This window comes from Streptomyces niphimycinicus, assembly GCF_018883605.1.
Taxonomy (GTDB): Bacteria; Actinomycetota; Actinomycetes; order Streptomycetales; family Streptomycetaceae; genus Streptomyces; species Streptomyces niphimycinicus.
In genome coordinates, this window is the sequence record NZ_JAHLEM010000010.1 from 1 (window position 1) to 21,036 (window position 21,036).

Sequence of the window (21,036 nt, forward strand, 5' to 3'; positions counted from 1 at the left end):
GCGGGTACCGACATCCCGCTGGGCAGCCCGATCGCGGGCCGCACCGACGAGGCGCTGGACGACCTCGTGGGCTTCTTCGTCAACACCCTGGTGCTGCGCACGGACACCTCGGGCAACCCGACCTTCCGGGAGCTGCTGGCCCGCGTCCGGGACACCGATCTGGCCGCCTACGCCCACCAGGACATGCCGTTCGAACGGCTGGTGGAGGTCCTCAACCCGCCCCGCTCGCTCTCCCGCCACCCGCTCTTCCAGATCGCCCTGGCCTTCCAGAACCCCACCGTGGTCGGCCAGGAGGTCACCGGCCTCACCGTGGCCGCGGAACCGCTCGGCAACGCGGGAGCCAAGTTCGACCTGTCGATCAGCCTCGGCGACCGGCGTGACGAGGACGGTGGCCACCAGGGCATCGAGGGCCATGTCGTCTACAGCGCCGACCTGTTCGACGCGGACACCGTCACCACCCTCGTCGCCCGGCTGATCCGGCTGCTGGAGGCGGCCGTCGCCGACCCGGACCAGCCGATCGGCCGGATCGGGCTGCTCGACCCCGCCGAGCGGACCCGCATGGTGGTCACCTGGAACGACACCGCCACCGATGTCCCCGAGGTGACCCAGCCCGAGCTGTTCCAGGCCCAGGTGGCCCGCACCCCCGACGCGCCCGCGCTGGTCTTCGGCGCCGAGGAGCTGTCGTACGCCGAGCTCAACGCCCGCGCCAACCGGCTGGCCCGCCTGCTCATCGACCGCGGTGTGAGCCCGGAGCGGTTCGTCGCCGTCGCCCTGCCCCGATCGGCACACCTGGTGGTGGCCCTGCTCGCGGTGCTCAAGGCCGGCGGCGCCTATGTGCCGGTGGACCCGGCCTACCCGGCCGAGCGGATCGGGTTCATGCTCTCCGACACCGGCCCGGCGCTGCTGCTCACCGACGCCGACACCGCCGCCACGCTGCCGCAGGACACCGAGGACATCCCGCACCTCCTGCTGGACGACCCCGCCACCGGCGCGCACCTCGCCCGCTTCGACGCCACCGACCCCGACGACGGCGACCGGCTCGCACCGCTGCGCCTGGCCAACCCCGCCTATGTCATCTACACCTCGGGCTCGACCGGACGGCCCAAGGGCGTCGTCATCCAGCACACCTCGCTCACCGACTACCTGGTCTTCGCCGGGGGCGACTACGACGGGGTGCGCGGCACCGCGCTGCTGCACTCCTCGATCTCCTTCGACCTGTCGGTGACCGCCACCCATGTGCCGCTCACCGTGGGCGGCACCGTCCAGGTCGTCAGCGACCTCCAGGACCCGGACCCGGGGACCGCCGAGGCGCTGCGCACCCGCCCGTGCACCTTCCTCAAGGCCACGCCCAGCCATCTACCGGTCCTCACCACGCTGCCCGAGCAGTTCGCGCCCACCGCCGAACTGCTCCTCGGCGGTGAGCTGCTGCTGGGCGAGCGGGTCGACGCCTGGCGCGCCGACCACCCCGGCACCACCGTCCTCAACATGTACGGGCCCACCGAGACCACGGTCAATTGCAGCCAGTACCGCATCGCACCGGACACCCCGATTCCGCCGGGACCGCTGCCCATCGGCGGCCCGATGCCCAACACCCGGTTCCATGTGCTCGACGACCGCCTGGAGCTGGTGCCGCCGGGCGCGGCCGGAGAGCTGTACGTGGCGGGCGACTGCCTGGCCCGCGGCTATCTGGGCCGCCCCGATATGACGGCCGCCCGGTTCGTCCCCGATCCGTTCGGCGCCCCCGGCTCCCGGATGTACCGCACGGGAGATGTGGTGCGCTGGAACCCGGACGGCACGCTGTCCTTCCTGCGCCGGGTGGACGACCAGGTCAAGCTGCGCGGCTTCCGGATCGAGCTGGGCGAGGTCGAGGCCGTGGTCGACCGCCACCCCGCCGTCGCCGGATCCGCGGTGATCGTGCGCGAGGACCGCCCCGGCGACCAGCGCCTGGTCGCCTATGTGGTGCCCGCGCCCGGCGCCGGGCTCCCGGTCCCCGCCGAGCTGCGCCGCCACGCCGCCGCCGACCTCCCCGAGTACATGGTCCCGAACGCCTTCGTCCCGCTGGACGTACTGCCGCTGACCCCCAACCGCAAACTGGACCGCAGGGCCCTGCCCGCTCCCGAGTCCTCCGCGGTCTCCGGCGGCCGGGCGCCCCGCACCCGCCAGGAGCGGCTGCTGTGCGAGCTGTTCGCCGAGGTCCTCGGGATGGACCGGGTCTCCGTCGACGACGGCTTCTTCGACCTCGGCGGCCACTCCCTGCTGGCCACCCGGCTCATCGGCCGGGTGCGCGCCACCTTCGGGGTGGACATCGCCATCCGCACCCTCTTCGAGGCACCCACGGTGGCGGAGCTGACCGAGCGGCTCGGCACCGGGGAGGACGACGGCCAGGGCGCCTACGGAGCGTTTGATGGCCTGCTGCCGCTGCGCCGCAAGGGCGGCCGTCCGCCGCTGTTCTGCGTCCACCCGGCCAGTGGCTTCAGTTGGTCCTACGCCGGGCTGATGCGCCACCTCGGCCCCGACTACCCGATCTACGGCCTCCAGTCGCGTGGCATCGCCGAACCCGGTGAACTGCCCACCGGCATCCAGGAGATCGCCGCCGACTACCTGAAGCAGGTGCGCACCGTCCAGCCCACCGGCCCCTACCTGCTGCTCGGCTGGTCCTTCGGCGGACTGGTGGCGCACGCGATGGCCGAACAGCTCCAGCGGGCCGGTGAGCGGGTCGCCCTGCTGGCCATGCTCGACTCCTTCCCCCGGCTCCCCGCGAGCCACGGCGGCACCGTGCGGGCCGGGGAGGAGGACGCCGTCCTGTCCCAGCGGGAGTTCCTCGGCGGAATGCTCGACCTGGCCGGCTACGAGCGGGCCCAGTGGGACGGGGAGCCGCTGGAGTACGGCCGGGTGGCGGAGATCCTCCGCGGCCAGGGCGGCATCCTCGGCAGCCTGGAGGAGCGGCACGTGGCGGCCCTGTACGAGGTGTTCGAGAACAATTCACGGCTCGCACGGGGTCATGTACCCGGAACCTACGTGGGAGACCTGATCTTCTTCGAGGCGACGCTCGGCAAGCCGGGGGACGCCCCCGGGCCCGAGGTGTGGGCGCCCTTCCTGGAGGGCTCCATCGAACGCCACCCCGTCGAGTCCACCCACGACGACATGACCCAGCCGGAGCCGCTGGCCGGGATCGGCCGGATCCTCGCCGCCCGGCTCCGCGACTTCACCTGAGACCCCTCCACAGACCCTCCACGGACCCCTCCACGGACCTGTCCACGGAAGAGAGACGAGACGCGAGATGAGCAACCCCTTCGACGACGCGGACGCCATGTATCTGGTGCTGGTCAACGACGAGGGCCAGTACTCCCTGTGGCCGGTCTTCGCCGAGGTCCCGGCGGGCTGGACCGGCGTCCACGGCCCCGACGGGCGCCAGGCATGCCTGGATCACATCAACGAGAACTGGACCGACATGCGCCCCAAGAGCCTTGTCGAGGCCATGGACGCGGCCGCCTCCTGACGGCACGGCCCACGAACCACCCCCCTCGCACCACAAGAACACCCACCCGAGAAACACACCGAGAAACACACCCGAAGGAGCACACCATGTCCGAAGCGCGTGAGCAGCACCTGGACGAGCTGCGCGAGATCGTCGCCGAGGTGCTCGAGGTCGAGCCGGAGGAGATCACCGAGACCGGTTCTTTCGTGGAGGAGCACGAGGCGGACTCGCTGCGGGCGATCGAGATCCTCGCCCGGATCGAGAAGAAGTACAAGATCGACATCCCGCAGTCCGAGCTGCCGCAGATGGAGAACCTCAAGGCGGTCTACGACGTCGTGGCCAACCAGGCCGGCTGGCAGGACTGACCCCTTCGCACACCACGGCGACGACGACGTCACGAGGGAAGAAAGCGGATCACCGACATGAATGCTCCAGCTTCCCGGGACACCGGGGGACGGCAGATGGCCTGGGCCGGATACACGGCCGCGGTACTGGCCATCGTCTTCGGCCTGTTCAGCTTCTACTGGGCCGCCGGGGGCACCTTCGGCATCGACACCCTGGGCGGCGCGATCCAGCGGATGGCGGAGCGCCGGGACTCCGGCTTCCTCGCGGTCGTCTGGATCACCGGCGCGCTCAAGGTCTTGGGCGGTCTGTTCTCGTTGTCGCTCGTGCGGCCGTGGGGCCGCGTCGTCCCCCGCCCGCTGATGCTTCTCGCGGGCTGGGGCGGCGCGGTGCTGCTGACCGTCTACGGCGCCTTGCAGGTCGGCAGCCTGCTGCTGGTGGCGTTCGGCGTGCTCACCCCGTCCGACCCCGTCGAGTGGAAGCCGCTGCTGTGGCGCCTGTTCGTCTGGGACATGTCGTTCCTGGTGTGGGGAATCCTGCTCTTCCTCGCCACCCGGACCTATGTCATGAACCATCCGCGGCGCCCGGAAAGGCGCGGAGGAAATTGATGTACGACAGCGCGCAGGACCTGGTCTTCGACCATGTCTTCCTGCGGATCGATGGACTCGTCCCCGATATCCGGCTCCTGCTCAAGATCGAGGGTTTCAATCCGGCCGGTTCGATCAAACTGAAGACCGCCATCGGACTCGTCGAGGACGCCGAGCGGTGGAATCTGCTCAGACCCGGCGGCCACATCATCGAATCGTCCTCGGGCAACCTGGGAGTGGCGCTCGCCTCCGTGTGCGCCGCCAGGGGATACCGCTTCACCTGCGTCACCGACCCGAACACCTCACCCCAGAACGCGGCCCTGATCCGGGCCTTCGGGGCGACGCTGGTGGTCGTCGACAAGAAGGACGCCAACGGCGGCTATCTACAGTCGAGGATCGACCACATCCACGACCGGCTGCGGGAGGACCCCTCCCTGTTCTGGCCGAACCAGTACGCGAACGAGGCCAACCCCCGGATCCACCGGGAGCGCACCGCCGCCGCCATCCTCGAGGAGGTCCCCGAGGTCGACCACCTGTTCATCGGCGCCGGCACCACCGGCACCCTGATGGGCTGCGCGGCCTACTTCCGCGAACGCTCCCCGCACACCCGGATCGTCGCGGTGGACACCGCGGGATCCGTCACCTTCGGCTTCCCGCCCGGCAAGCGGCATCTGCCCGGGCTGGGCACCAGCCGCAAGCCCGAACTGTGCGACCCGCGGCTCGTCGACGACATCGTCATCGTCCCCGAGGCCGAGGCGATCCGCATGTGCCGCACCATCGCCAGAAGCCGGGGCATCGCCACCGGCGGCTCCACCGGCTCGGTCCTGGCGGCCGTGGCGCGCAGGGGCCCGTCGCTGCCGCCCGGATCCACCGTCGTGGCCATCGCCCCCGACACCGGGGACCGCTATCTCAACACCATCTACAACGACGCCTGGGTCGAGGAACGCTTCGGACACCAGGTCCTGGCCCCGGCGGGCGCGGACGACCATCCGGACGCCGACGGCTCACTGCTCCTGAAAGGCTGACATGTTCGACTTCCATGTCGTCAGCGGCAAAACCGCCCGCCGGGTGATCGGCCGCTCCCGGTCGAAGATCGTTGACCAGGTACGGGACACCTACCTCACCCATGACCTGGGTGACTCGGTCAATCCCAACAGCTACTTCCTGCGCTTCCCCGACAAGCCCGACAGCCGCATCATCGCCCTGCCCGCCTATCTGGGCGGTGAGCACTCGGTCGCCGGCATCAAGTGGATCGCCAGCTTCCCCGCCAATATCGAGCGCTCGGTGCCGCGCGCCTCGGCGGTCCTGCTGCTCAACGACTACGAGACCGGCTATCCGTTCGCCTGCCTCGAAGCCGCCCAGATCAGCGCCGCCCGCACCGCGGCCTCCGCCGTGCTCGCCGCCGAGACGCTGCACGGCTCCCGGACCGCCCGGCGGCTCCTGGTGATCGGCGCGGGCATCATCGCCCGCAACATCCTGGAGTTCTTCACCGACCGCGACTGGCAGTTCGACGAGGTGCTGGTGCACGACCGGGACCCGCGCTACGCCGAATCGCTCACCGAGCATGTGTCCGGCGTCCTCGGCCACCGCGCGAGCGTCGCCCCCGACCGGGACAAGGCCATCGCGGAGGCCGATCTGGTGGTGCTCGCCACCACGGCAGGAGAGCCCTACATCACCCGGCCGGGCACCTTCGCCCCCGGTCAGATCGTCCTCAACATCTCCCTGCGGGACATCGACCCGGAGATCATCGTGGGCGCCTGCAACATCCTGGACGACATCGACCACTGCCTCACGGCCAACACCTCGCCGCATCTGGCCGAGCAGAAGTTCGGCCACCGGGAGTTCATCAACGGCACCCTCGCGGATGTGCTCCGCGGCCGCCGGAAGGTGGCCACCGACCGGCCCGTGATCTTCTCGCCCTTCGGCCTCGGCGTGCTGGACCTCGCCGTGGGCGCGTTCGTGCACCGGGCCGCCCTCGAGGCGAACGAGGCCACCGCCATCGAAGGATTCTTCGGCGAGACCACCCGCTGGTGACCGCCACCTGTTGGTGACCGCCACCTGTTGGTGACCGCCACCTGTTGGTGACCGCCACCTGTTGGTGACCGCCACCTGTTGGTGACCGCCACCTGTTGGTGACCGCCACCTGTTGGTGACCGCCACCTGTTGGTGAGTGCCACCGGCTTGTGACCCGCCCTCCTCCCACCACCCACCGGCCCATATCCGGCCCCGAAGCATGAGGTAATTCCCATGTCCACACAACGCCGTGCCCTTGTCACCGGGGGATCGCGCGGTATCGGCGCGAGTGTCGCCCTCCGCCTCGCCCAGGACGGAATGGACGTCGCGTTCTGTTACCGCAGTGAGAAGGAGCGCGCCGAGGAGACCGCCGAGCGGATCCGCGAGCTGGGGGTGCGCTGCTTCCACGCGCCCTGTGACGTCGCGGACTTCGAGGCCGTGCAGTCCTTCATCAAGGAGGCCGAGGCCGACCTCGGCCCCATCGACACCCTCGTCAACTCGGCCGGCATCGTCCGCGACAACCCCCTCGTGCTGATGCCGGTGGAGGACTGGGACGCGGTCATCGACGCCAGCCTGACCGGTGTCTTCAACTTCTGCCGGTCGATGGCGTTCGGCTTCATGAAGCGCAAGCAGGGCGTCATCGTCAATGTCTCCTCGGTGGCCGGCGTCTACGGCAACAAGGCGCAGACGAACTACTCCGCCGCCAAGGCCGGTATCAACGGCATGAGCAAGGCGCTGGCCAAGGAGCTCGCCCCCTACGGCCTGCGGGTCAACGTCGTCGCCCCCGGGTTCATCGAGACCGACATGACCGCGGGCCTCACCGACAAGGTGCGCGCCCAGGCGATGGAGCTGGTCCCCATGCGCCGCTTCGGCACCCCCGAGGACGTGGCCGAACTGGTGTCGTTCCTGGTGTCCGACCGGGCCGGCTACATCACCGGGCAGATCCTCCAGGTCGACGGGGGCATCGTCCTGTGAGCCGCCGGTTCGCCGCCCCGCTCACCGCGGTCGACACGGTGGACATCGCGGACGCCCCGGACGGCGCACGGGTGGAGGCGGTCAAGCGGATCGCCGGCGAGGATCCGTATCTCGTCGGCCACTACCCGGACTTCACCATCTACCCGGGTGTGTTCACCCTCGAATCCGTCCACCAGGCCATCCGCCACTGGGCCACCGAACGGCACGGCCCGGGTGCGGTCGCCGAACTGGCCGCCATCACCTCGATCAGCTTCGCGGCCCCGCTCCTGCCCGGGGACACCCTGCGCATCGGCTGCGATCTGACGACACGCGACGACACCCCCGCGACGGTGCGGGCCAAGGTCCGCTGCCACCGCGGCGACGGCGCCCTGTCCGCCCGGATGACCCTCGAACTGCGCATCGACCGGAGGGACGGCGATGATCACGCTTGAACACGCCGACATCCGGCGCATCCTCCCGCACCGCCATCCCGTCCTGCTCGTGGACCGTGTCCTGGAGCTCGAACCGGGGTCGCGCATCGTCGCCACCAAGACCGTGACCGGCAGCGAACCCTGCTACGCCGGGCTGGAGGAGGACCTTCCCGCGTCCGCCTACGCCTATCCGGCCTCCCTGCTCGTCGAGTCGTTCGGCCAGACCGGCGCCGTGCTGTGGCTGTACTCCGCCGCCATGGCCGGGGAGCGGAGCGAGGGCACCCTCATCTTCGGCTCCGCCCGCGAGGTGACGATCACCGGCCGCGCCTACCCCGGCGATGTGCTGCGCCACACCGTCGAGATCGACCAGCTCATCGGCGACAACGCGTTCATGCGCGGTGAGACCTGGGTGGGCGACCGCCGCATCGCCACCCTCGGCTCGGTTCTCGCCGTCGTACGCGAGGGGCTCGCCGTCGGCACCGGCTCATGACCCTCCGCACACCGCCCCACCCCACCCCAGGCTGTTGCCAGCCGCCCCCGTCCCCCTGCCGAATTCAGGAGAATTCCCATGTCCGAAGCGCGTGAGAAGCATCTGGACGAGCTGCGCGAGATTGTCGCCGAGGTGCTCGAGGTCGAGCCGGAGGAGATCACCGAGACCGGTTCTTTCGTGGAGGAGCACGAGGCGGACTCGCTGCGGGCGATCGAGATCCTCGCCCGGATCGAGAAGAAGTACAAGATCGACATCCCGCAGTCCGAGCTGCCGCAGATGGAGAACCTCAAGGCCGTCTACGACGTCGTGGCCCACCAGGCCGGCTGGCAGGACTGATCAGCCATGAACCGACGAGTCGTCATCACCGGGCTCGGCCCGGTCTCCAGCATCGGCACCGGTGTCACGGCGTTCGGCCAGGCCCTGCGCGCCGGCACCAGCGGCATCTCCGCCATCTCCAGCTTCGACTCCTCCGGCTTCCCGCACTACATGGCCGGTGAGGTCCTCGACTTCGACCCCAAGGCGCTGCTGCGCACCCTCGCCACGTCCGAGTGGGGCCGCACCAGCCTGTTCGCGGCCGCGGCCGCGCGGCTGGCCGTCGAGGACGCCGGAATCGACGAGAAGGTGCTCGCGGGCGCCGCCGCCGGTTCCAGCATCGGCACCACCAGCGGAGAGTCCCAGGTCATCGAGGCGCTCACCGCCGAGTGGGTGCACAGCGGGCTGGACCAGATCACCCCGGCGTACGCGGCCCAGGTCCCGGCCTCCCGGCTGGCCGCCGCCGTCAACCAGGAACTCGGTCTCACCGGCGAGGCGGTGACCCTGTCCACCGCCTGCTCGGCCAGCAACTACGCACTTGGCTACGCGTATGACCAGATCGTCACCGGCGACGCCGACTACATGATCGCCGGTGGCGCGGATTCGGTGTGCCGCTGGGCGCACGCCGGTTTCTACCGGCTGGGCGCGCTCACCGAGAAGGTCTGCTCACCGTTCGACAAGGACCGCTCCGGCATCCTCACCGGCGAGGGCGGGGCCGCCCTCTTCCTGGAGTCCCTGGAGTCCGCCACCGAACGCGGCGCCCACATCTACGCCGAGGTGCTCGGCTACGGCCTCAACTGCGACGCCAACCACATGGTCGCCCCCGACCCGGTCAGCATCGCCGAGTGCATGCGCCGGGCCCACCACAACGCCGGTATCGCCCCCGCCGACGTCGACTACATCTGCGCCCACGGCACCGGCACCCCGGCCAACGACGCGATGGAGGCCCAGGCCGTGGTCGAGGTCTTCGGCACCCGGCCCCCGCCGATCAGCTCCATCAAGTCCATGCTCGGCCACACCATGGGCGCGGCCAGCGGATTCGGCGCCATCGCCTCCGCACTCGCCATCGACGAGGGCTTCCTGCCCCCGACCACCAACTACCGCACCCCCGACCCCGAACTGCCCGCCATCGACCCCGTGCCGAACGAAAGCCGCCCGGCACAGCCCAAGGTCGTGCAGAACAACGGCTTCGCCTTCGGCGGCAACAACGCCATCACCATCCTCGGACGGGTCGCATGAACGCCACCGCCATCACCCCGGACACCCCCGGCCACCAGGACGTCCGCGAGAACACCCTGGCCATCACCGGCTGGGGCGTCGTCACCTCCCTGGCCATCGGCGCGGATGAGTTCACCACCGCCATCGGCGAAGGCCGCAGCGGGCTGCGCGAGGTCACCGGCATGTTCGACGAAGAGCTGCCCGAGCACGAGGCGTTCGCCATGCCCGACTTCAAGGTGCGCGACCACCTCGGCCGCAAGGGCACCAGCTTCTTCGACCGCAGCACCTCCCTCGGTCTGCTGGGCTGCACTCTCGCCCTCGACGACACCGACCTGACCGTCACCGACGACAACCGCGACCGGTTCGGCATCGTCCTCGGCACCACCGCCGGCAGCATCAAGGCCACCAGCGACTACAGCCGCGAAACCCTGGAGGGCGACAAGCCGTTCCGGGTCAATCCGGTGCTGTTCCCCAACACCGTGATGAACTGCGCCGCCGGCCAGTCCGCCATCTGGCTGGGGCTCAAGGGCGTCAACGCCACCGTCGCCGGCGGCCGGCTCGCCGGGCTGAGCGCCCTGCGCTACGCCCGCAACCAGATCCGGCGCGGCTACGCGGACGCCCTGCTCGTGGGTTCCGCCGAGGAGTTCAGCCCGCACACCGCCTGGTTCAGCCACCGCCAGCACTCCGCCGAGGAGGGCCGGGTCAAGGTCGGCGAAGGCTCCGCCGTCTTCGTCGTGGAGAACGCCGAGGCGGTGCGCGCGCAGGGGCGCACCCCCGACGCCGAGGTCCTGGCCGTCGAGGTCGGCAGCTACGGGGCGCCGGGCCGGGAGCCCGACGCCGGAGCCGGGCTCGCCGACCGCATCGGCCGCGCCCTGCGCCGCGCCGCGGTGGAACCGTCCCAGGTGCGGGCGGTCGCCACCGGCGAGAGTGGAATCGCCCGCCTGGACGACATCGAGCGCCGTGGCGTCGACAGCGCGCTCGGCGGCGAGGTGTGGCGGGTGCGGGCCAGTGAGTGGGTCGGCGAGTGCCAGAGCGCCTCCGGCTCGCTCCAGCTCGCCGCCCTGCTGGCCGGCCACCGCGGCCACCCGGAGCTGGACGGCGCGGTGTCCGTGGTCACCTCGGTCTCGCCCGACGGCGGTGTCGGCGTGGCCGTCGTGAGGGGGTGGCACCGTGCACGTGGCGATCACCGGGGCTGAGCTGCTCACCTGCCACGGCGGCACCGACACCACCTTCGCCGCCCTGGCCAAGGGCGTCGACGGCAGCCAGGGCCTGCGGTTCTACGACACCGACCGCATCAACGTCACCCGCGGCTACCACGTCGACGATTCCGACGACCCCGAGCCGGAACTGCCGCTGCGGGCCGGGCGCTGGCTCGCCCGCTGTGTCCTCGGCGCGGTCCGCCAGGCCGGGGTGGACCCGGCCGTCGAGCGGGTGTCCGTCATCGTCGGCACCGGACTGCGCGAACTGCGGGCCATGGAGCGCTGGGCCGTGGACGGCGTCCCGGTGCGCCGCCGGGATCTGCACTTCACCACCGCGGTCCGGGAGGTGCTGCCCGAGGTCACCGAGGTGATCACGGTGTCCAACGCCTGCTCCGCGTCCGGCCACGCCCTCGCGCTCGCCCAGGACCTGCTCGCCGCGGGCGAGGCCGACGCGGTCGTCGCCGCGGGCTGCGACGCGATGAGCGAGTCCATGCTCACCATGATCGGCCGGGTGGCCGACGCCCCCACGCCCGCACTCAGGCCCTTCCAGGAGGGCCGCGCAGGTGTCCTGCTGGGCGAGGGCGCGGTGGCGGTCGTGCTGCGCCGGGCCGCCGACGCCGGGCCCGGCGCGCTCGCCACCGTCCTGGCCACCGGGCTTTCCTGCGACGCCCACCATGAGACCGCCCCGGACGTGGGCGGCATCGTGGCGGCCATGCGGGACGCCCACCGCCGCGCCGGGGTCTCCCCGCACGACATCGGCCTGGTCCTCGCCCATGGCACCGGCACCGCGCTCAACGACCCGACCGAGGCCGCCGCCCTGGACACGGTCTTCGCCGGTGTTGCCCCGGGCCCGCTGGTGACCGGCATCAAGGGCGCCATCGGGCACACCTCCGGCAGCGCGGCGCTGATGAGCCTGCTCGTCGCCGCCGAGGCGATGCGCTCCGGTTCGGTGCCCGCGACCGTGGGGCTGGCCGAGCCGATCGAGGCGGCCGCCGGACTGCGGCTGGTCGTCGGCGAACCCGCGCCCTGCGACGCCCGGCTGGCCCAGGTCAATGCCTTCGGATTCGGCGGAGTCAACGCCGTCAGCGTGATCGGGGTGGACCGATGACCATGAACCCCGACCGGGTGACCGTCACCGCACACGCCCTCCATGTGCCCGATCCGATCGGCGGCTTCGCGGCGACCGCGGCGGGGGACCTCTTCTCCTCCGTGGCCCCGGAACCGGCCTGCGGCCCGGACCAGGCGCACACCGTACTGGGCCGCAAGGGGCTGCTGTTCAAGGAGGACGCGACCCGGCTGGCGCTGTGCGCCGTCCACCGTGCCTTCGCACTGCCCCCGGGCAAGCTCACCGAACCGCTCCCCGGAGCGGAACACACCGCCGTCGTCGTCAGCTCCAACGTCGGCAACGCCCGCACCGTCCGCGACATCGTGGCCGAGATGCGGGCCGGCTCCGCCCACGACGTCAGCCCGCTGAACGGTCCCAGCGCCTCCAGCAATGTGATCGCCAGCACCCTCGCCATCCGCTACGGCTTCACCGGGCCCAATCTGATGGTGTGCTCCGGCGCCACCTCCGGTCTGGACGCCGTCCGGCTGGGCGCCCTGCTGCTGCGCGGCGAACGCGCCCGCCGGGTCGTGGTGGTCGGGGTCGAACCCGACGACGAGGTGGCCCGCGGGCTGGCCGCCCTACGCCCCGCCGCACCCGGCACCACGCTGCCGGTCCCGCTCCGGGCGGCCGCCGCCTGCGTCGTACTGGAGCTGGGCGGGAGCGGACCGCTCCTGGGCGATGTGCGCCGGCACACCCGTCCGGACGACATCGCCGAGGCCCTCGAGCCGCCCGCGCTGCGGCTCACCGCTCCCGGGGCCCCGGGAGCCGGTGGCGGCATCGACCTCACCGCGCATCTGGGCGAGGTCTACGGTGCCCTCGGCGTGGTCCAACTGGCCGTGGCCGCCGCCTGGCTGGGCTCCGGGCAGCCGTCCGGACCGGGCGGGGCGCTGATCACCTGCGGTGACGGCGAGGACGGCTACGCCTCGGTGCGGCTCGACCCGGCGGTCGTCCCCGCCCTCGCGGGAGGCGGGTGACATGACCGAGCCGAACGGGGCGCGCCCGGGACCCCCGCCCGTCTGGTGGACACCGGTGGCCGAGGCCGAGGCCGAGGTCCGCGGGGCGCGGGAGCGGCTGGCCGTGCTGGGGACGCCGTCCCCGGCACCGCACCCCGGCCCGCCCGTGGTGGCCCTGGTACATGGTCTCGAAGGCGGGTGGGCCGGATGGCAGCCGCTGGCCGGAGAGCTGGCGGGCCGCTGCCGGACCTACGCGCTCGACCTGCCGTGGCGCGCGGGCAACCGCTACCGCTGGCGGCACCACGGCACCCCCGCGCACTGGTTGCGCGAGGCGCTGGCCCTGGTCCCCGAGCCCGTGGACATCCTGATCGGCCACTCCTTCGGCGCCAACGCCGTCCTGGAGCACCTGGCCGACCGGGACGGCGCGCCCCAGCCGCGCGCCGCGGTGCTCCTCGCCCCGTTCTTCCGCCCCGAATCCCTCCGGGTGGACTGGCCCCTGCACGACGCGGCGCTGGCGGGCTTCCGGCAGATCATCGCCGACGGCGTACGCGTCGGACTGGGGAGGCGGGCCCAGGAGCTCGACCCCGAGGTGCTCGCCGCCATGGCAGACACCACCGTGGAGCGGATCGGCCCGGTCGGATTCCTCACCCTGTTCCTCCAGTTCACCGGCACCACCGAACTGGACCTGGGCGCCGTCACCGTGCCCACCCTCGTCCTGGCCGGACACGGTGACCCCTCGCTGTCCGATGCCCGCGCGGCGGCCCTGGCCGCCGCGATGCCCGCGGCGACGGTCCGCAGACGCCCCGGCTACACCCACTTCTGCCATGCGGAGCAGCCCGGGGACGTCGGCGCGGACATCACCGGCTTCCTGGACTTTCCTCACCGCCCTCCCGGCGGCCACCTCCCTCGCCACCACCCTTCTCACCACAAAGGAATGACCATGACGGAGCTGCTGGACGGCACCCTCACCACCCCCGTGGGCAGGCCCCGCTACGAGGGCGCCAACATCCGCACCTGGATCGGCTTCAAGCACTTCATGTATCTGACGGAGGAGGCGGTCCTCCAGTACTTCCGCGAGCGCGGGGCGGGCGCGGAGACGCTGTACCACACCTACGGCCTCGGCCTGGAGATCGTCGACCACTCGGTCAGCCTGCCCGCCACGCTCGGCATCGACGACGAGGTCACCGCCATCGTGGAGCCGGGCAAGCCCAAGCCCGGCCACGGCGCCCCGTTCAAGCTCCGGCTGACCGTCGAGCGGGACGGCGAGACCGTCACCGTCCTCACCGGCAAGGTCCGGGTCGCCCTGGTCGTCCTGAAGGACGCCCCGGCCGACATCCAGCCCGTCCCCGCGCATCTGGAGCCCTACACCGTTCCCGAGGTGGCCGCCCTCGCCGACGCCGCGGACCAGGAGCCGCGGACCGTCTCCGACAGCGAGCTGTCCGCCGTTCTCACCCCGGCCGGCTCAGGCGCCTTCCTGTGGTCCTGGCGGATCCCGTACTTCTACTGCCACTTCTCCGACCGGCTCCAGCACTCCGGCTACGTCCGGGCCTTGGAGGAGGTCGTGGACCGCTTCCTGGAGGAGCGCGGCATCTCCATCCGCACCATGCTGGTCGAGCGCGGCTGGATCCCCGTGGTGTCCCGCGCCCGGGTGCACATGCTCGCCGACGCCCTCATGGAAGAGACCCTGCACACCGTGTTCACCGTCCAGGAGATTCTCAAGGACGTGATGTACACCGCCACCTTCGACACCTATGTCCACCGCGACGGACGGCTGGTGCACACCGCCACCGGGAGCATCATGCACGGCTACGCCGTCAGCCGCGGCGAACTGGCGGGCAGCCTCGCCGAGTTCGACGACACCACCCGCGCCGCGCTGCTGGGGGACGCCCGATGAAGCGACGGCCCCGCCTCTACTTCAACCTGCGTTCCCCGTTCAGTTGGATGGGGCTCAAGCGGCTGGAGGAGCGCTTCCCGCAGGCCCCCGAGGTCATCGAGTACTACCCGTACTGGGACCCGGACGAGAAGACCCGGGCCGCGCTGGAGGAGCGTGACTCCGGCTTCCACTACACCCAGATGAGCAAGGCCAAGCACCTGTACATCCTCCAGGACACCAAGCGGCTCTCCACCCGCTACGGATACACCATGTCCTGGCCGGTGGACGTCGACCCGTGGTGGGAGCTGCCGCATCTGGCCTGGCTCAAGGCGCGCCACCTCGGCCGTGAGCGTGACTTCTACGCGGCGGTGTCCGCGGCCCGCTGGGAGCGCGGCGAGAACATCTGCGACACCGAGGTGCTGCACCGGGTGGCCGAGGCGGCCGGGTTCGACGGCGACGAGATGGTGGCCGCCGCCCACGACCCCGCACTGCGTGCCGAAGGCGTGGACGCCCTCGCCGCCGCCTACGACGACGATGTGTTCGGCATCCCGTACTTCAAGGTCGGACGCCACCGCTTCTGGGGCCTGGACCGGGTCGACGGCTTTCTCGACGAGCTGATCCCGGCGCTGCGGAAGGCCGGTGTGGACGTGGCCGAGCCGGTGCCCGAAGCCATCGACGACCCGCTGCCGGCCGCACTGCTGGAGCGGGTCGGCGCCTACGACTCCGACTCGGCCGGCGGCTGCGGCTGAGGCCAGGAGAGATCCCATGCTCATGAACCCCCTCAACGCGGCCGTCGCCCCGCGCGGCCGCACCGTACTGCTCAGCAGCGTGTCCTCGGATTCCCACACCTGGAACCTCGTCTTCCTCCAGTTGCTGCTGGAGGAGATGGGCCACCGCGTCATCAACCTCGGTGCGTGTGTGCCGGACGAACTGCTGGTGCGGGAATGCTCCGCGATCCGTCCCGACCTGGTGGTGATCAGCACGGTCAACGGTCATGGGCAGGTGGACGGCGCGCGGCTGATCGGCAAGCTCCGATCCGAGCCGCGGACCCGGGACACCCCGGTGGTGATCGGCGGAAAGCTGGGCATCACCGGGGGCGCCGAGGCGGACGGCATGGCGCGGCGGCTCGTCTCGGCGGGCTTCAGCGCCGTGTTCCAGGACGACGCGGAACCGGCCGAGATCGGCCGGTTCCTGGCCTCCCTGGACCACCCCGCACCCCGCCATCCCGTCGCCGCCTCATGAGCACATCCGGCTCCTTCGCCGGGCTGGCCGCCCGCCGGCGCGCCGCCGGGCTGCTGGTCCAGCCGCGAATGGGCTTCAGCGACCCACGATGGATGCGCGCGGGGCTGGCGGCCGTCCGGCGGGCGCGGGCGGCCACCGTCGGCACCCTCACCCTGGACAGCTATACGCGGGTCAAGGACTACGACACGGCCGAGCGCGCCCTGGCCGATGGCTATCCGCTCAACGGCTATCCGCTGGTCACCCACGGCCCGGACACCACCCGTGCCGTCCTCGACGGCATCCAGGGCCCCGGCTTCCCGGTCCAGGTCAGACATGGGTCGCCGCTGCCGGACGACATCATCGCCGCGCTCGTCACGGCCGGGCTGGACGCCACCGAGGGCGGGCCCGTCTCGTACTGCCTGCCCTACAGCCGGGTCCCGCTGCGGGAGGCCACCGCGAGCTGGGCACGCTCCTGCGAGCGGTTCGCGGAGCTGCGGGACCGGGGCGTCGAGCCCCACCTGGAGAGCTTCGGCGGGTGCATGATGGGCCAGATGTGCCCGCCCGGACTGCTCATCGCCATCACCGTGCTCGAAGGGCTCTTCTTCCACCGGCACGGGCTGCGCAGCATCTCGCTCAGCTACGCCCAGCAGACCGACGCCCGGCAGGACGAGGAGGCGGTGGCCGCGCTGCGGTCGCTGGCCACCGCGTTCCTGCCGGACGACACCGACTGGCACATCGTGGTGTACACCTACATGGGCAAGTACCCGCGTACCCACGGCGGTGCCCTCCTCGTGCTGCGCGCGGCCGCCGAACTCGCCGTGCGCACGGGTGCCACCCGGCTCATCGTCAAGACACCGGCCGAGTCGTACCGCATCCCCACCATCGAGGAGAACGTCGAGGCGCTGGAGTTCGCGGGCGCCGCCGCGGCGGCCGAAGCCACCAGGACACCCCCGGACCCCGCCCGGGTCCCGGACACCGGTATCGCCGCCGAGGCCAGGCAGCTCATCGAGGCCGTGCTCGACCTCCACCCGGACGTCGGACAGGCCCTGGTGCGCGCCTTCGCCAAGGGCTATCTCGATGTGCCGTACTGTCTGCACTCCGACAACCACGGACGTGCCCGCGGCTACATCGACGAGGCGGGGCGGCTGCGCTGGGCATCCGTCGGCTCGATGCCCATCCGGGGCATCACCGGCGGAACACGCGAACACACCGTCGGCAGCTCGGAGTTGCTGTCGGCGCTGTCATACGTCGAACGCACACACGATCTGCTGGCCCTGCGGAGCCAGGACACGAGGACAAGCGATGCACTGGACGCTGGAACGACTGCTGCCGACCTTCGACAAGCGTGAACACCACAGCCGCCGGATCGACGCCCCGCCGGAGCGGGTCTGGCGGGAACTCATGGACCTGCGGGTCGGCGAACTCGCCATCACCCTCGGCCTGATGCGGGTGCGTGGCGGCCCCAAGACCTGGGTGAACGGTGTCGACACCGGCGCCCACGAAGGCATGGACCTGCGGGTCCTGGACTCGATGGCACCCCGGGAGATGGCCGCCGACCCGCCCCATGAGGTGGTGCTCGGCGACATCGCCCGCTACACCGCGCTGCGCCCCGCCCGCCCGGACGTCGAACGCGGCGATCCGGAGGCGTTCGCACACTTCGACGAGGCGGGCTGGTCCAAGGTGGTGATGAATTTCCGCCTCATCCCCGAGGGCGACGGCACGTGGCTGTCCACCGAGACCCGGGTCCTGAACACCGACCCCGCCACCCGCCGCGCCTTCACCCTGTACTGGGGCTTCATGCGGGCGGGCAGCGGCATGATCCGCCATGACCTGCTGCGGGCCATCGCGAAGAAGGTGGCCACCACCACGGGCTAGGAAGGCCCGTCCGCCACGACCACGCAGGCGCTGAGATGCCAGGTCTCGTCCTCCTTCGCGGACAGCTCCAGATCCACCTCGCGTCCGGAGGATCCGCCGTCCAGCGGGATCCGGAGCCAGGTGAACTCCCGGCCGTCGAGCTGCTCGCTGCGGGCCCTCTCGATCCCGTCCACCCGGACGATCAGCGACCTGTTGAAGGTGTTGGGGTCGCCGGTGAGCAGATGCGCGGTGCAGCGTCCGGCGGGCAGCTTCAGCCGCAGCACGGCCGGAGCGCTGTCGCGCACGTAATCCCGGCGGACGACATCGAAGAGTCCGGTGTCCGTGGCGCCGGGCGTGTTGCCGACCCAGCCGAAGCCGGCGCCCTCGTGCCAGCCGCTCGACGGTGAGAGCCGGGTGTAGTCCTTCAGCAGCGGCGCCGAGCCGGGCCCGGCGTCCAGCGCGTGTACGCAGCGCGCGGCGGGTGGCACGACGACGGCCTTGGCCAGGCTGCGCAGCGAGGAGTCGAGCACCGGCACCGCGCCCGACCTCGGGCGCGCGTGCAGGGTGGCGAGCGCGGGCGCCGGCGGCGGCAGGACGGGCATCCTCACCGTCTCGCCCTCCCGCGAGGCCACGTAGGCGGCCACCTCCTCCGACCGCCAGCCCTCGGGCACATCCAGTGTGGTCACCGTGCGCAGCCCGGAGCCCGTCGCGTTGAGGACCTGCACCGGAAGCTCGTTGCGCTCCCCGCCGAGGAGCACGGTGTCGGCCGGGGCGACGATCGCCTGGAGCCAGGCGCGACGCTCGTCGCGGATCCGGCTCAGATCGAACCAGTAGGCCACCAGGGTGTCCCGCCACTTGGCGGCCTCGGCGACCTGCTCCCCGAACCGGCGGTGCACCTCGGCGAACCGGCGGCGGTCGACCCGGCGGCGCAGCCCCTCCCAGCCGGTGCGCATGTCCGCCACCCGCGCCGCGCCGGAGAAGTGCGTGTCGTAGATGTGCTGGATCACGGTCGTGCCGCTGTCCAGTCGGTGGGTGTACGGGACATGGTGGAGGAAGAGGAGCAGTTCCTCGGGGCAGCGCTCCAGCGACTCGTAGGTGTCCCGTGTCGCCGCCGCGTACAGCTCGGTGAAGCCGTCGCCGGTGGCGGCGGTGCGGTCGTAGCCGATGCCCGCGCGGTCCGACTTGTGGAACTGGGTGGTCGTCGTCGGGCTGGGGTCGAAGTGCCCGGTCACCGAGCCGTCCGGCGGATGGGTGAGATATCCCGTGCCCAGCGGCGAGGTGTAGTCCTCATAGGTGTGCCAGGAGTCCAGGAGCAGGGCGGAGACCGTCTCGATGACATGCGGGTCGTTGCCGAAGGTCATCCGGGTCCACTCGGCGGCCAGGTCCTGCGCGGACAGGTCCGGGTTCCAGGCCAGCCGCCCGTAGCCATGGGTGTTGGCGGCGGCCAGATGTGAGCCGGTCCAGTTCCTGGCATCGCCGAAGTTCATCACCCCGGCGAATCCGAAGTGGGTGGAGGAGTGCACCCGGCCGGTCACGACACGGGCCACGGTGCTGCCCTCGCCGGCCTTGAGCGTGTCGAAGTCCAGGACCTCCTTCCACTGCGGGACCAGATAGCACAGATGGGTGGCGTGGCCCGTGTACTCCTGTGTCACCTGGAGTTCGATCATCGAGTTGGTACGCGGCAGCGAACCGAAGAGCGGGTGGGCGGGCTCGCGGACCTGGAAGTCGATGGGCCCGTTCTTGATCTGCACCACGGTGTTGTCCGCGAACTTCCCGTCCAGCGGCGTGAAGTCGAGATAAGCCTGCCGGTCCCACTTCTCGTCGGTGTCGTGCACGAACGCCCGCCACATCACGATCCCGCCGTACGGTCTCAGCGCGCCCGCCAGCAGATTGGCCCCGTCGGCGTGGGTGCGTCCGTAGTCCAGCGGCCCGGGGCGGCCCTCGGAGTTGGCCTTCACCAGGAAGCCGCCGAAGTCCTCGATCTTGCCGTAGATCTCCTCGGCCTTCTTCGTCCACCAGTCGCGCACCCCGGGGTCGAAGGGGTCGGCGGTGTTCAGCCCGCCCAGGTCGATGGGGGCGGCGAAGTTCGCCGTGACGTACAGCGCCACGCCGTAGCGGCGCAGTACCCCGGCGAGCGCGGCCAGTTTGGTCAGGAAGGGCTCGGCGAGGTAGTCCGCCGGGGTGTTGACGTTGTTGATCACGGCGCCGTTGATGCCGAGCGAGGCCAGGACCCGTGCGTAGTCCGTGTACCGGGCGTCGAGTCGCGGCAGCTTCTCCCAGTCGAAGAAGGACCGGCCCGCATAGCCGCGTTCGATCGAACCGTCGTCGTTGTCCCAGTGGTCGGCCATGCGCAGCGGGGCTGCCGGGCGCTCGGTGAGGTCGACGTGCTCCAGCGGCCGTCGGGTCTGCACGAGCCGCAGCAGGTGGAACGCGCCGTAGAGCACACCGCGGTCGGCGTGGGCCGCCACCACGGTGAAGTCCCCGCCGCGCCGGGTGACCCGGCGGACGACATAGCCCTCGTCTCCGAGCTCGGCCAGGTCGGCCGCGGGGACGAGCTCCCGGATCAGGGCGGAACTCCCCGGGGTGCCCACCACCAGTGCCGCGTGCGAGGGAGAGCTGGTGCGTGGCGCCACGCGGGTGCCGAGCAGCCCGGTGAGCCCGCGGACCAACTCCTCCACCGCCGACTGCTGGAGCGGGCCGCCGCCCTGCCATACCAGGGTGCCCAACGCGGCCCGGTAGCCCGCCAGTTGACCGGGATCCGCCACCCGTCCGTAGCGCAGCCACAGGTCGTATCCGTCCTCGGCGGGTAACGTGGCCGCGGGCGGTTCGGCGGCGTGGAGCGGCTGTGCCGACGCCGGGACGGAGAGACCGAGCGCACCGGCTGTGCTTCCCAGAGCGGCCGCGGACAGAAGGCTGCGGCGCCGTATTCCTGAGCTCATGCGTCTCACTTCCGTTGAAGAACGAACAGTGCACATCCAGACCAGGACCGAGCTCCGCAACCGTCAC

At 71.3% G+C, this 21,036-nt stretch carries 20 protein-coding genes; 19 read left to right on the forward strand and 1 reads right to left on the reverse strand.

Annotated elements, in window-relative coordinates:
• The 19 genes from KN815_RS00720 to KN815_RS00810 all read left to right on the forward strand — a co-directional run.
• A partial coding sequence (locus KN815_RS00720) for a non-ribosomal peptide synthetase (protein ID WP_216339123.1) occupies positions 1-3,213 on the forward strand: 3,213 nt, incomplete at its 5' end.
• Between the two features lie 67 nt (positions 3,214-3,280).
• The gene (locus tag KN815_RS00725; RefSeq protein ID WP_211127855.1) at positions 3,281-3,499 is read left to right on the forward strand and encodes an MbtH family protein; all 219 of its coding nucleotides are present in this window, start codon (positions 3,281-3,283) and stop codon (positions 3,497-3,499) included.
• An 86-nt stretch (positions 3,500-3,585) separates the two neighbouring features.
• Complete coding sequence (locus KN815_RS00730; RefSeq protein WP_078638234.1) at positions 3,586-3,843, forward strand: acyl carrier protein; 258 nt, start codon at positions 3,586-3,588, stop codon at positions 3,841-3,843.
• A 57-nt stretch (positions 3,844-3,900) separates the two neighbouring features.
• Positions 3,901-4,428, forward strand: a complete 528-nt coding sequence (locus tag KN815_RS00735; protein ID WP_216339125.1) for a DUF3995 domain-containing protein — start codon at positions 3,901-3,903, stop codon at positions 4,426-4,428.
• Positions 4,428-5,432 (forward strand): 2,3-diaminopropionate biosynthesis protein SbnA, encoded by a 1,005-nt coding sequence (gene sbnA / locus KN815_RS00740; protein WP_216339128.1) that lies wholly within the window; start codon positions 4,428-4,430, stop codon positions 5,430-5,432. Before KN815_RS00735 ends, sbnA begins: the two co-directional genes overlap by 1 nt.
• Before the next feature lies 1 nt (position 5,433).
• Complete coding sequence (sbnB, locus tag KN815_RS00745) at positions 5,434-6,441, forward strand: 2,3-diaminopropionate biosynthesis protein SbnB (RefSeq protein ID WP_216339131.1); 1,008 nt, start codon at positions 5,434-5,436, stop codon at positions 6,439-6,441.
• 213 nt (positions 6,442-6,654) lie between these two features.
• On the forward strand, positions 6,655-7,395 hold the full coding sequence (gene fabG, locus KN815_RS00750; RefSeq protein ID WP_078638230.1) for a 3-oxoacyl-[acyl-carrier-protein] reductase: 741 nt from the start codon (positions 6,655-6,657) through the stop codon (positions 7,393-7,395).
• Positions 7,392-7,826, forward strand: coding sequence for a 3-hydroxyacyl-ACP dehydratase FabZ family protein (locus KN815_RS00755; protein ID WP_216339133.1), 435 nt, complete (start codon positions 7,392-7,394; stop codon positions 7,824-7,826). Before fabG ends, KN815_RS00755 begins: the two co-directional genes overlap by 4 nt.
• Complete coding sequence (locus KN815_RS00760) at positions 7,813-8,295, forward strand: 3-hydroxyacyl-ACP dehydratase FabZ family protein (RefSeq protein WP_216339135.1); 483 nt, start codon at positions 7,813-7,815, stop codon at positions 8,293-8,295. The genes KN815_RS00755 and KN815_RS00760 overlap by 14 nt, the downstream gene beginning before the upstream one ends.
• Positions 8,296-8,373: 78 nt before the next feature.
• Positions 8,374-8,631 (forward strand): acyl carrier protein, encoded by a 258-nt coding sequence (locus KN815_RS00765; protein ID WP_216339137.1) that lies wholly within the window; start codon positions 8,374-8,376, stop codon positions 8,629-8,631.
• Between the two features lie 6 nt (positions 8,632-8,637).
• Positions 8,638-9,846: a beta-ketoacyl-[acyl-carrier-protein] synthase family protein gene (locus KN815_RS00770; protein ID WP_216339139.1), complete on the forward strand. Its 1,209-nt coding sequence runs from the start codon at positions 8,638-8,640 to the stop codon at positions 9,844-9,846.
• Positions 9,843-11,021 (forward strand): beta-ketoacyl synthase N-terminal-like domain-containing protein, encoded by a 1,179-nt coding sequence (locus KN815_RS00775; RefSeq protein ID WP_216339141.1) that lies wholly within the window; start codon positions 9,843-9,845, stop codon positions 11,019-11,021. Before KN815_RS00770 ends, KN815_RS00775 begins: the two co-directional genes overlap by 4 nt.
• A complete protein-coding gene (locus tag KN815_RS00780) occupies positions 10,996-12,132 on the forward strand; it encodes a beta-ketoacyl synthase N-terminal-like domain-containing protein (RefSeq protein WP_216339143.1) in 1,137 nt (378 codons plus the stop codon). The genes KN815_RS00775 and KN815_RS00780 overlap by 26 nt, the downstream gene beginning before the upstream one ends.
• Positions 12,129-13,103 (forward strand): beta-ketoacyl synthase N-terminal-like domain-containing protein, encoded by a 975-nt coding sequence (locus KN815_RS00785; RefSeq protein ID WP_216339145.1) that lies wholly within the window; start codon positions 12,129-12,131, stop codon positions 13,101-13,103. Before KN815_RS00780 ends, KN815_RS00785 begins: the two co-directional genes overlap by 4 nt.
• Position 13,104: 1 nt before the next feature.
• Positions 13,105-14,976 (forward strand): alpha/beta fold hydrolase, encoded by a 1,872-nt coding sequence (locus KN815_RS00790; RefSeq protein WP_216339146.1) that lies wholly within the window; start codon positions 13,105-13,107, stop codon positions 14,974-14,976.
• Positions 14,973-15,704, forward strand: coding sequence for a 2-hydroxychromene-2-carboxylate isomerase (locus KN815_RS00795; RefSeq protein WP_216339148.1), 732 nt, complete (start codon positions 14,973-14,975; stop codon positions 15,702-15,704). Before KN815_RS00790 ends, KN815_RS00795 begins: the two co-directional genes overlap by 4 nt.
• A 16-nt stretch (positions 15,705-15,720) precedes the next feature.
• Positions 15,721-16,197, forward strand: a complete 477-nt coding sequence (locus KN815_RS00800; protein WP_216339150.1) for a cobalamin B12-binding domain-containing protein — start codon at positions 15,721-15,723, stop codon at positions 16,195-16,197.
• Positions 16,194-17,525, forward strand: coding sequence for a methylaspartate mutase (locus tag KN815_RS00805; RefSeq protein WP_216339153.1), 1,332 nt, complete (start codon positions 16,194-16,196; stop codon positions 17,523-17,525). Before KN815_RS00800 ends, KN815_RS00805 begins: the two co-directional genes overlap by 4 nt.
• Positions 17,479-18,051 carry a hypothetical protein gene (locus KN815_RS00810; RefSeq protein ID WP_216339155.1) on the forward strand — a complete coding sequence of 191 codons (573 nt, stop codon included), beginning with the start codon at positions 17,479-17,481 and terminating at the stop codon, positions 18,049-18,051. Before KN815_RS00805 ends, KN815_RS00810 begins: the two co-directional genes overlap by 47 nt.
• Here the strand turns inward: KN815_RS00810 and KN815_RS00815 are convergent.
• On the reverse strand, positions 18,048-20,969 hold the full coding sequence (locus tag KN815_RS00815; RefSeq protein ID WP_216339157.1) for an alpha-glucuronidase family glycosyl hydrolase: 2,922 nt from the start codon (positions 20,967-20,969) through the stop codon (positions 18,048-18,050). The genes KN815_RS00810 and KN815_RS00815 overlap by 4 nt on opposite strands.
• Positions 20,970-21,036: the final 67 nt, after the last annotated feature.

What these genes read in the sequence shown, in the direction of transcription:
- KN815_RS00735 (WP_216339125.1), top strand. Translation starts at nt 3,901, where the DNA reads ATGAATGCTCCAGCTTCCCGGGACACCGGGGGACGGCAGATGGCCTGG.
- sbnB (WP_216339131.1), top strand. Translation starts at nt 5,434, where the DNA reads ATGTTCGACTTCCATGTCGTCAGCGGCAAAACCGCCCGCCGGGTGATC.
- sbnA (WP_216339128.1), top strand. Translation starts at nt 4,428, where the DNA reads ATGTACGACAGCGCGCAGGACCTGGTCTTCGACCATGTCTTCCTGCGG.
- KN815_RS00760 (WP_216339135.1), top strand. Translation starts at nt 7,813, where the DNA reads ATGATCACGCTTGAACACGCCGACATCCGGCGCATCCTCCCGCACCGC.
- KN815_RS00795 (WP_216339148.1), top strand. Translation starts at nt 14,973, where the DNA reads ATGAAGCGACGGCCCCGCCTCTACTTCAACCTGCGTTCCCCGTTCAGT.
- KN815_RS00815 (WP_216339157.1), bottom strand. Translation starts at nt 20,969, where the DNA reads ATGAGCTCAGGAATACGGCGCCGCAGCCTTCTGTCCGCGGCCGCTCTG.
- KN815_RS00810 (WP_216339155.1), top strand. Translation starts at nt 17,479, where the DNA reads ATGCACTGGACGCTGGAACGACTGCTGCCGACCTTCGACAAGCGTGAA.
- KN815_RS00790 (WP_216339146.1), top strand. Translation starts at nt 13,105, where the DNA reads ATGACCGAGCCGAACGGGGCGCGCCCGGGACCCCCGCCCGTCTGGTGG.
- KN815_RS00785 (WP_216339145.1), top strand. Translation starts at nt 12,129, where the DNA reads ATGACCATGAACCCCGACCGGGTGACCGTCACCGCACACGCCCTCCAT.
- KN815_RS00805 (WP_216339153.1), top strand. Translation starts at nt 16,194, where the DNA reads ATGAGCACATCCGGCTCCTTCGCCGGGCTGGCCGCCCGCCGGCGCGCC.
- KN815_RS00775 (WP_216339141.1), top strand. Translation starts at nt 9,843, where the DNA reads ATGAACGCCACCGCCATCACCCCGGACACCCCCGGCCACCAGGACGTC.
- KN815_RS00730 (WP_078638234.1), top strand. Translation starts at nt 3,586, where the DNA reads ATGTCCGAAGCGCGTGAGCAGCACCTGGACGAGCTGCGCGAGATCGTC.
- KN815_RS00770 (WP_216339139.1), top strand. Translation starts at nt 8,638, where the DNA reads ATGAACCGACGAGTCGTCATCACCGGGCTCGGCCCGGTCTCCAGCATC.
- KN815_RS00800 (WP_216339150.1), top strand. Translation starts at nt 15,721, where the DNA reads ATGCTCATGAACCCCCTCAACGCGGCCGTCGCCCCGCGCGGCCGCACC.
- fabG (WP_078638230.1), top strand. Translation starts at nt 6,655, where the DNA reads ATGTCCACACAACGCCGTGCCCTTGTCACCGGGGGATCGCGCGGTATC.
- KN815_RS00765 (WP_216339137.1), top strand. Translation starts at nt 8,374, where the DNA reads ATGTCCGAAGCGCGTGAGAAGCATCTGGACGAGCTGCGCGAGATTGTC.
- KN815_RS00725 (WP_211127855.1), top strand. Translation starts at nt 3,281, where the DNA reads ATGAGCAACCCCTTCGACGACGCGGACGCCATGTATCTGGTGCTGGTC.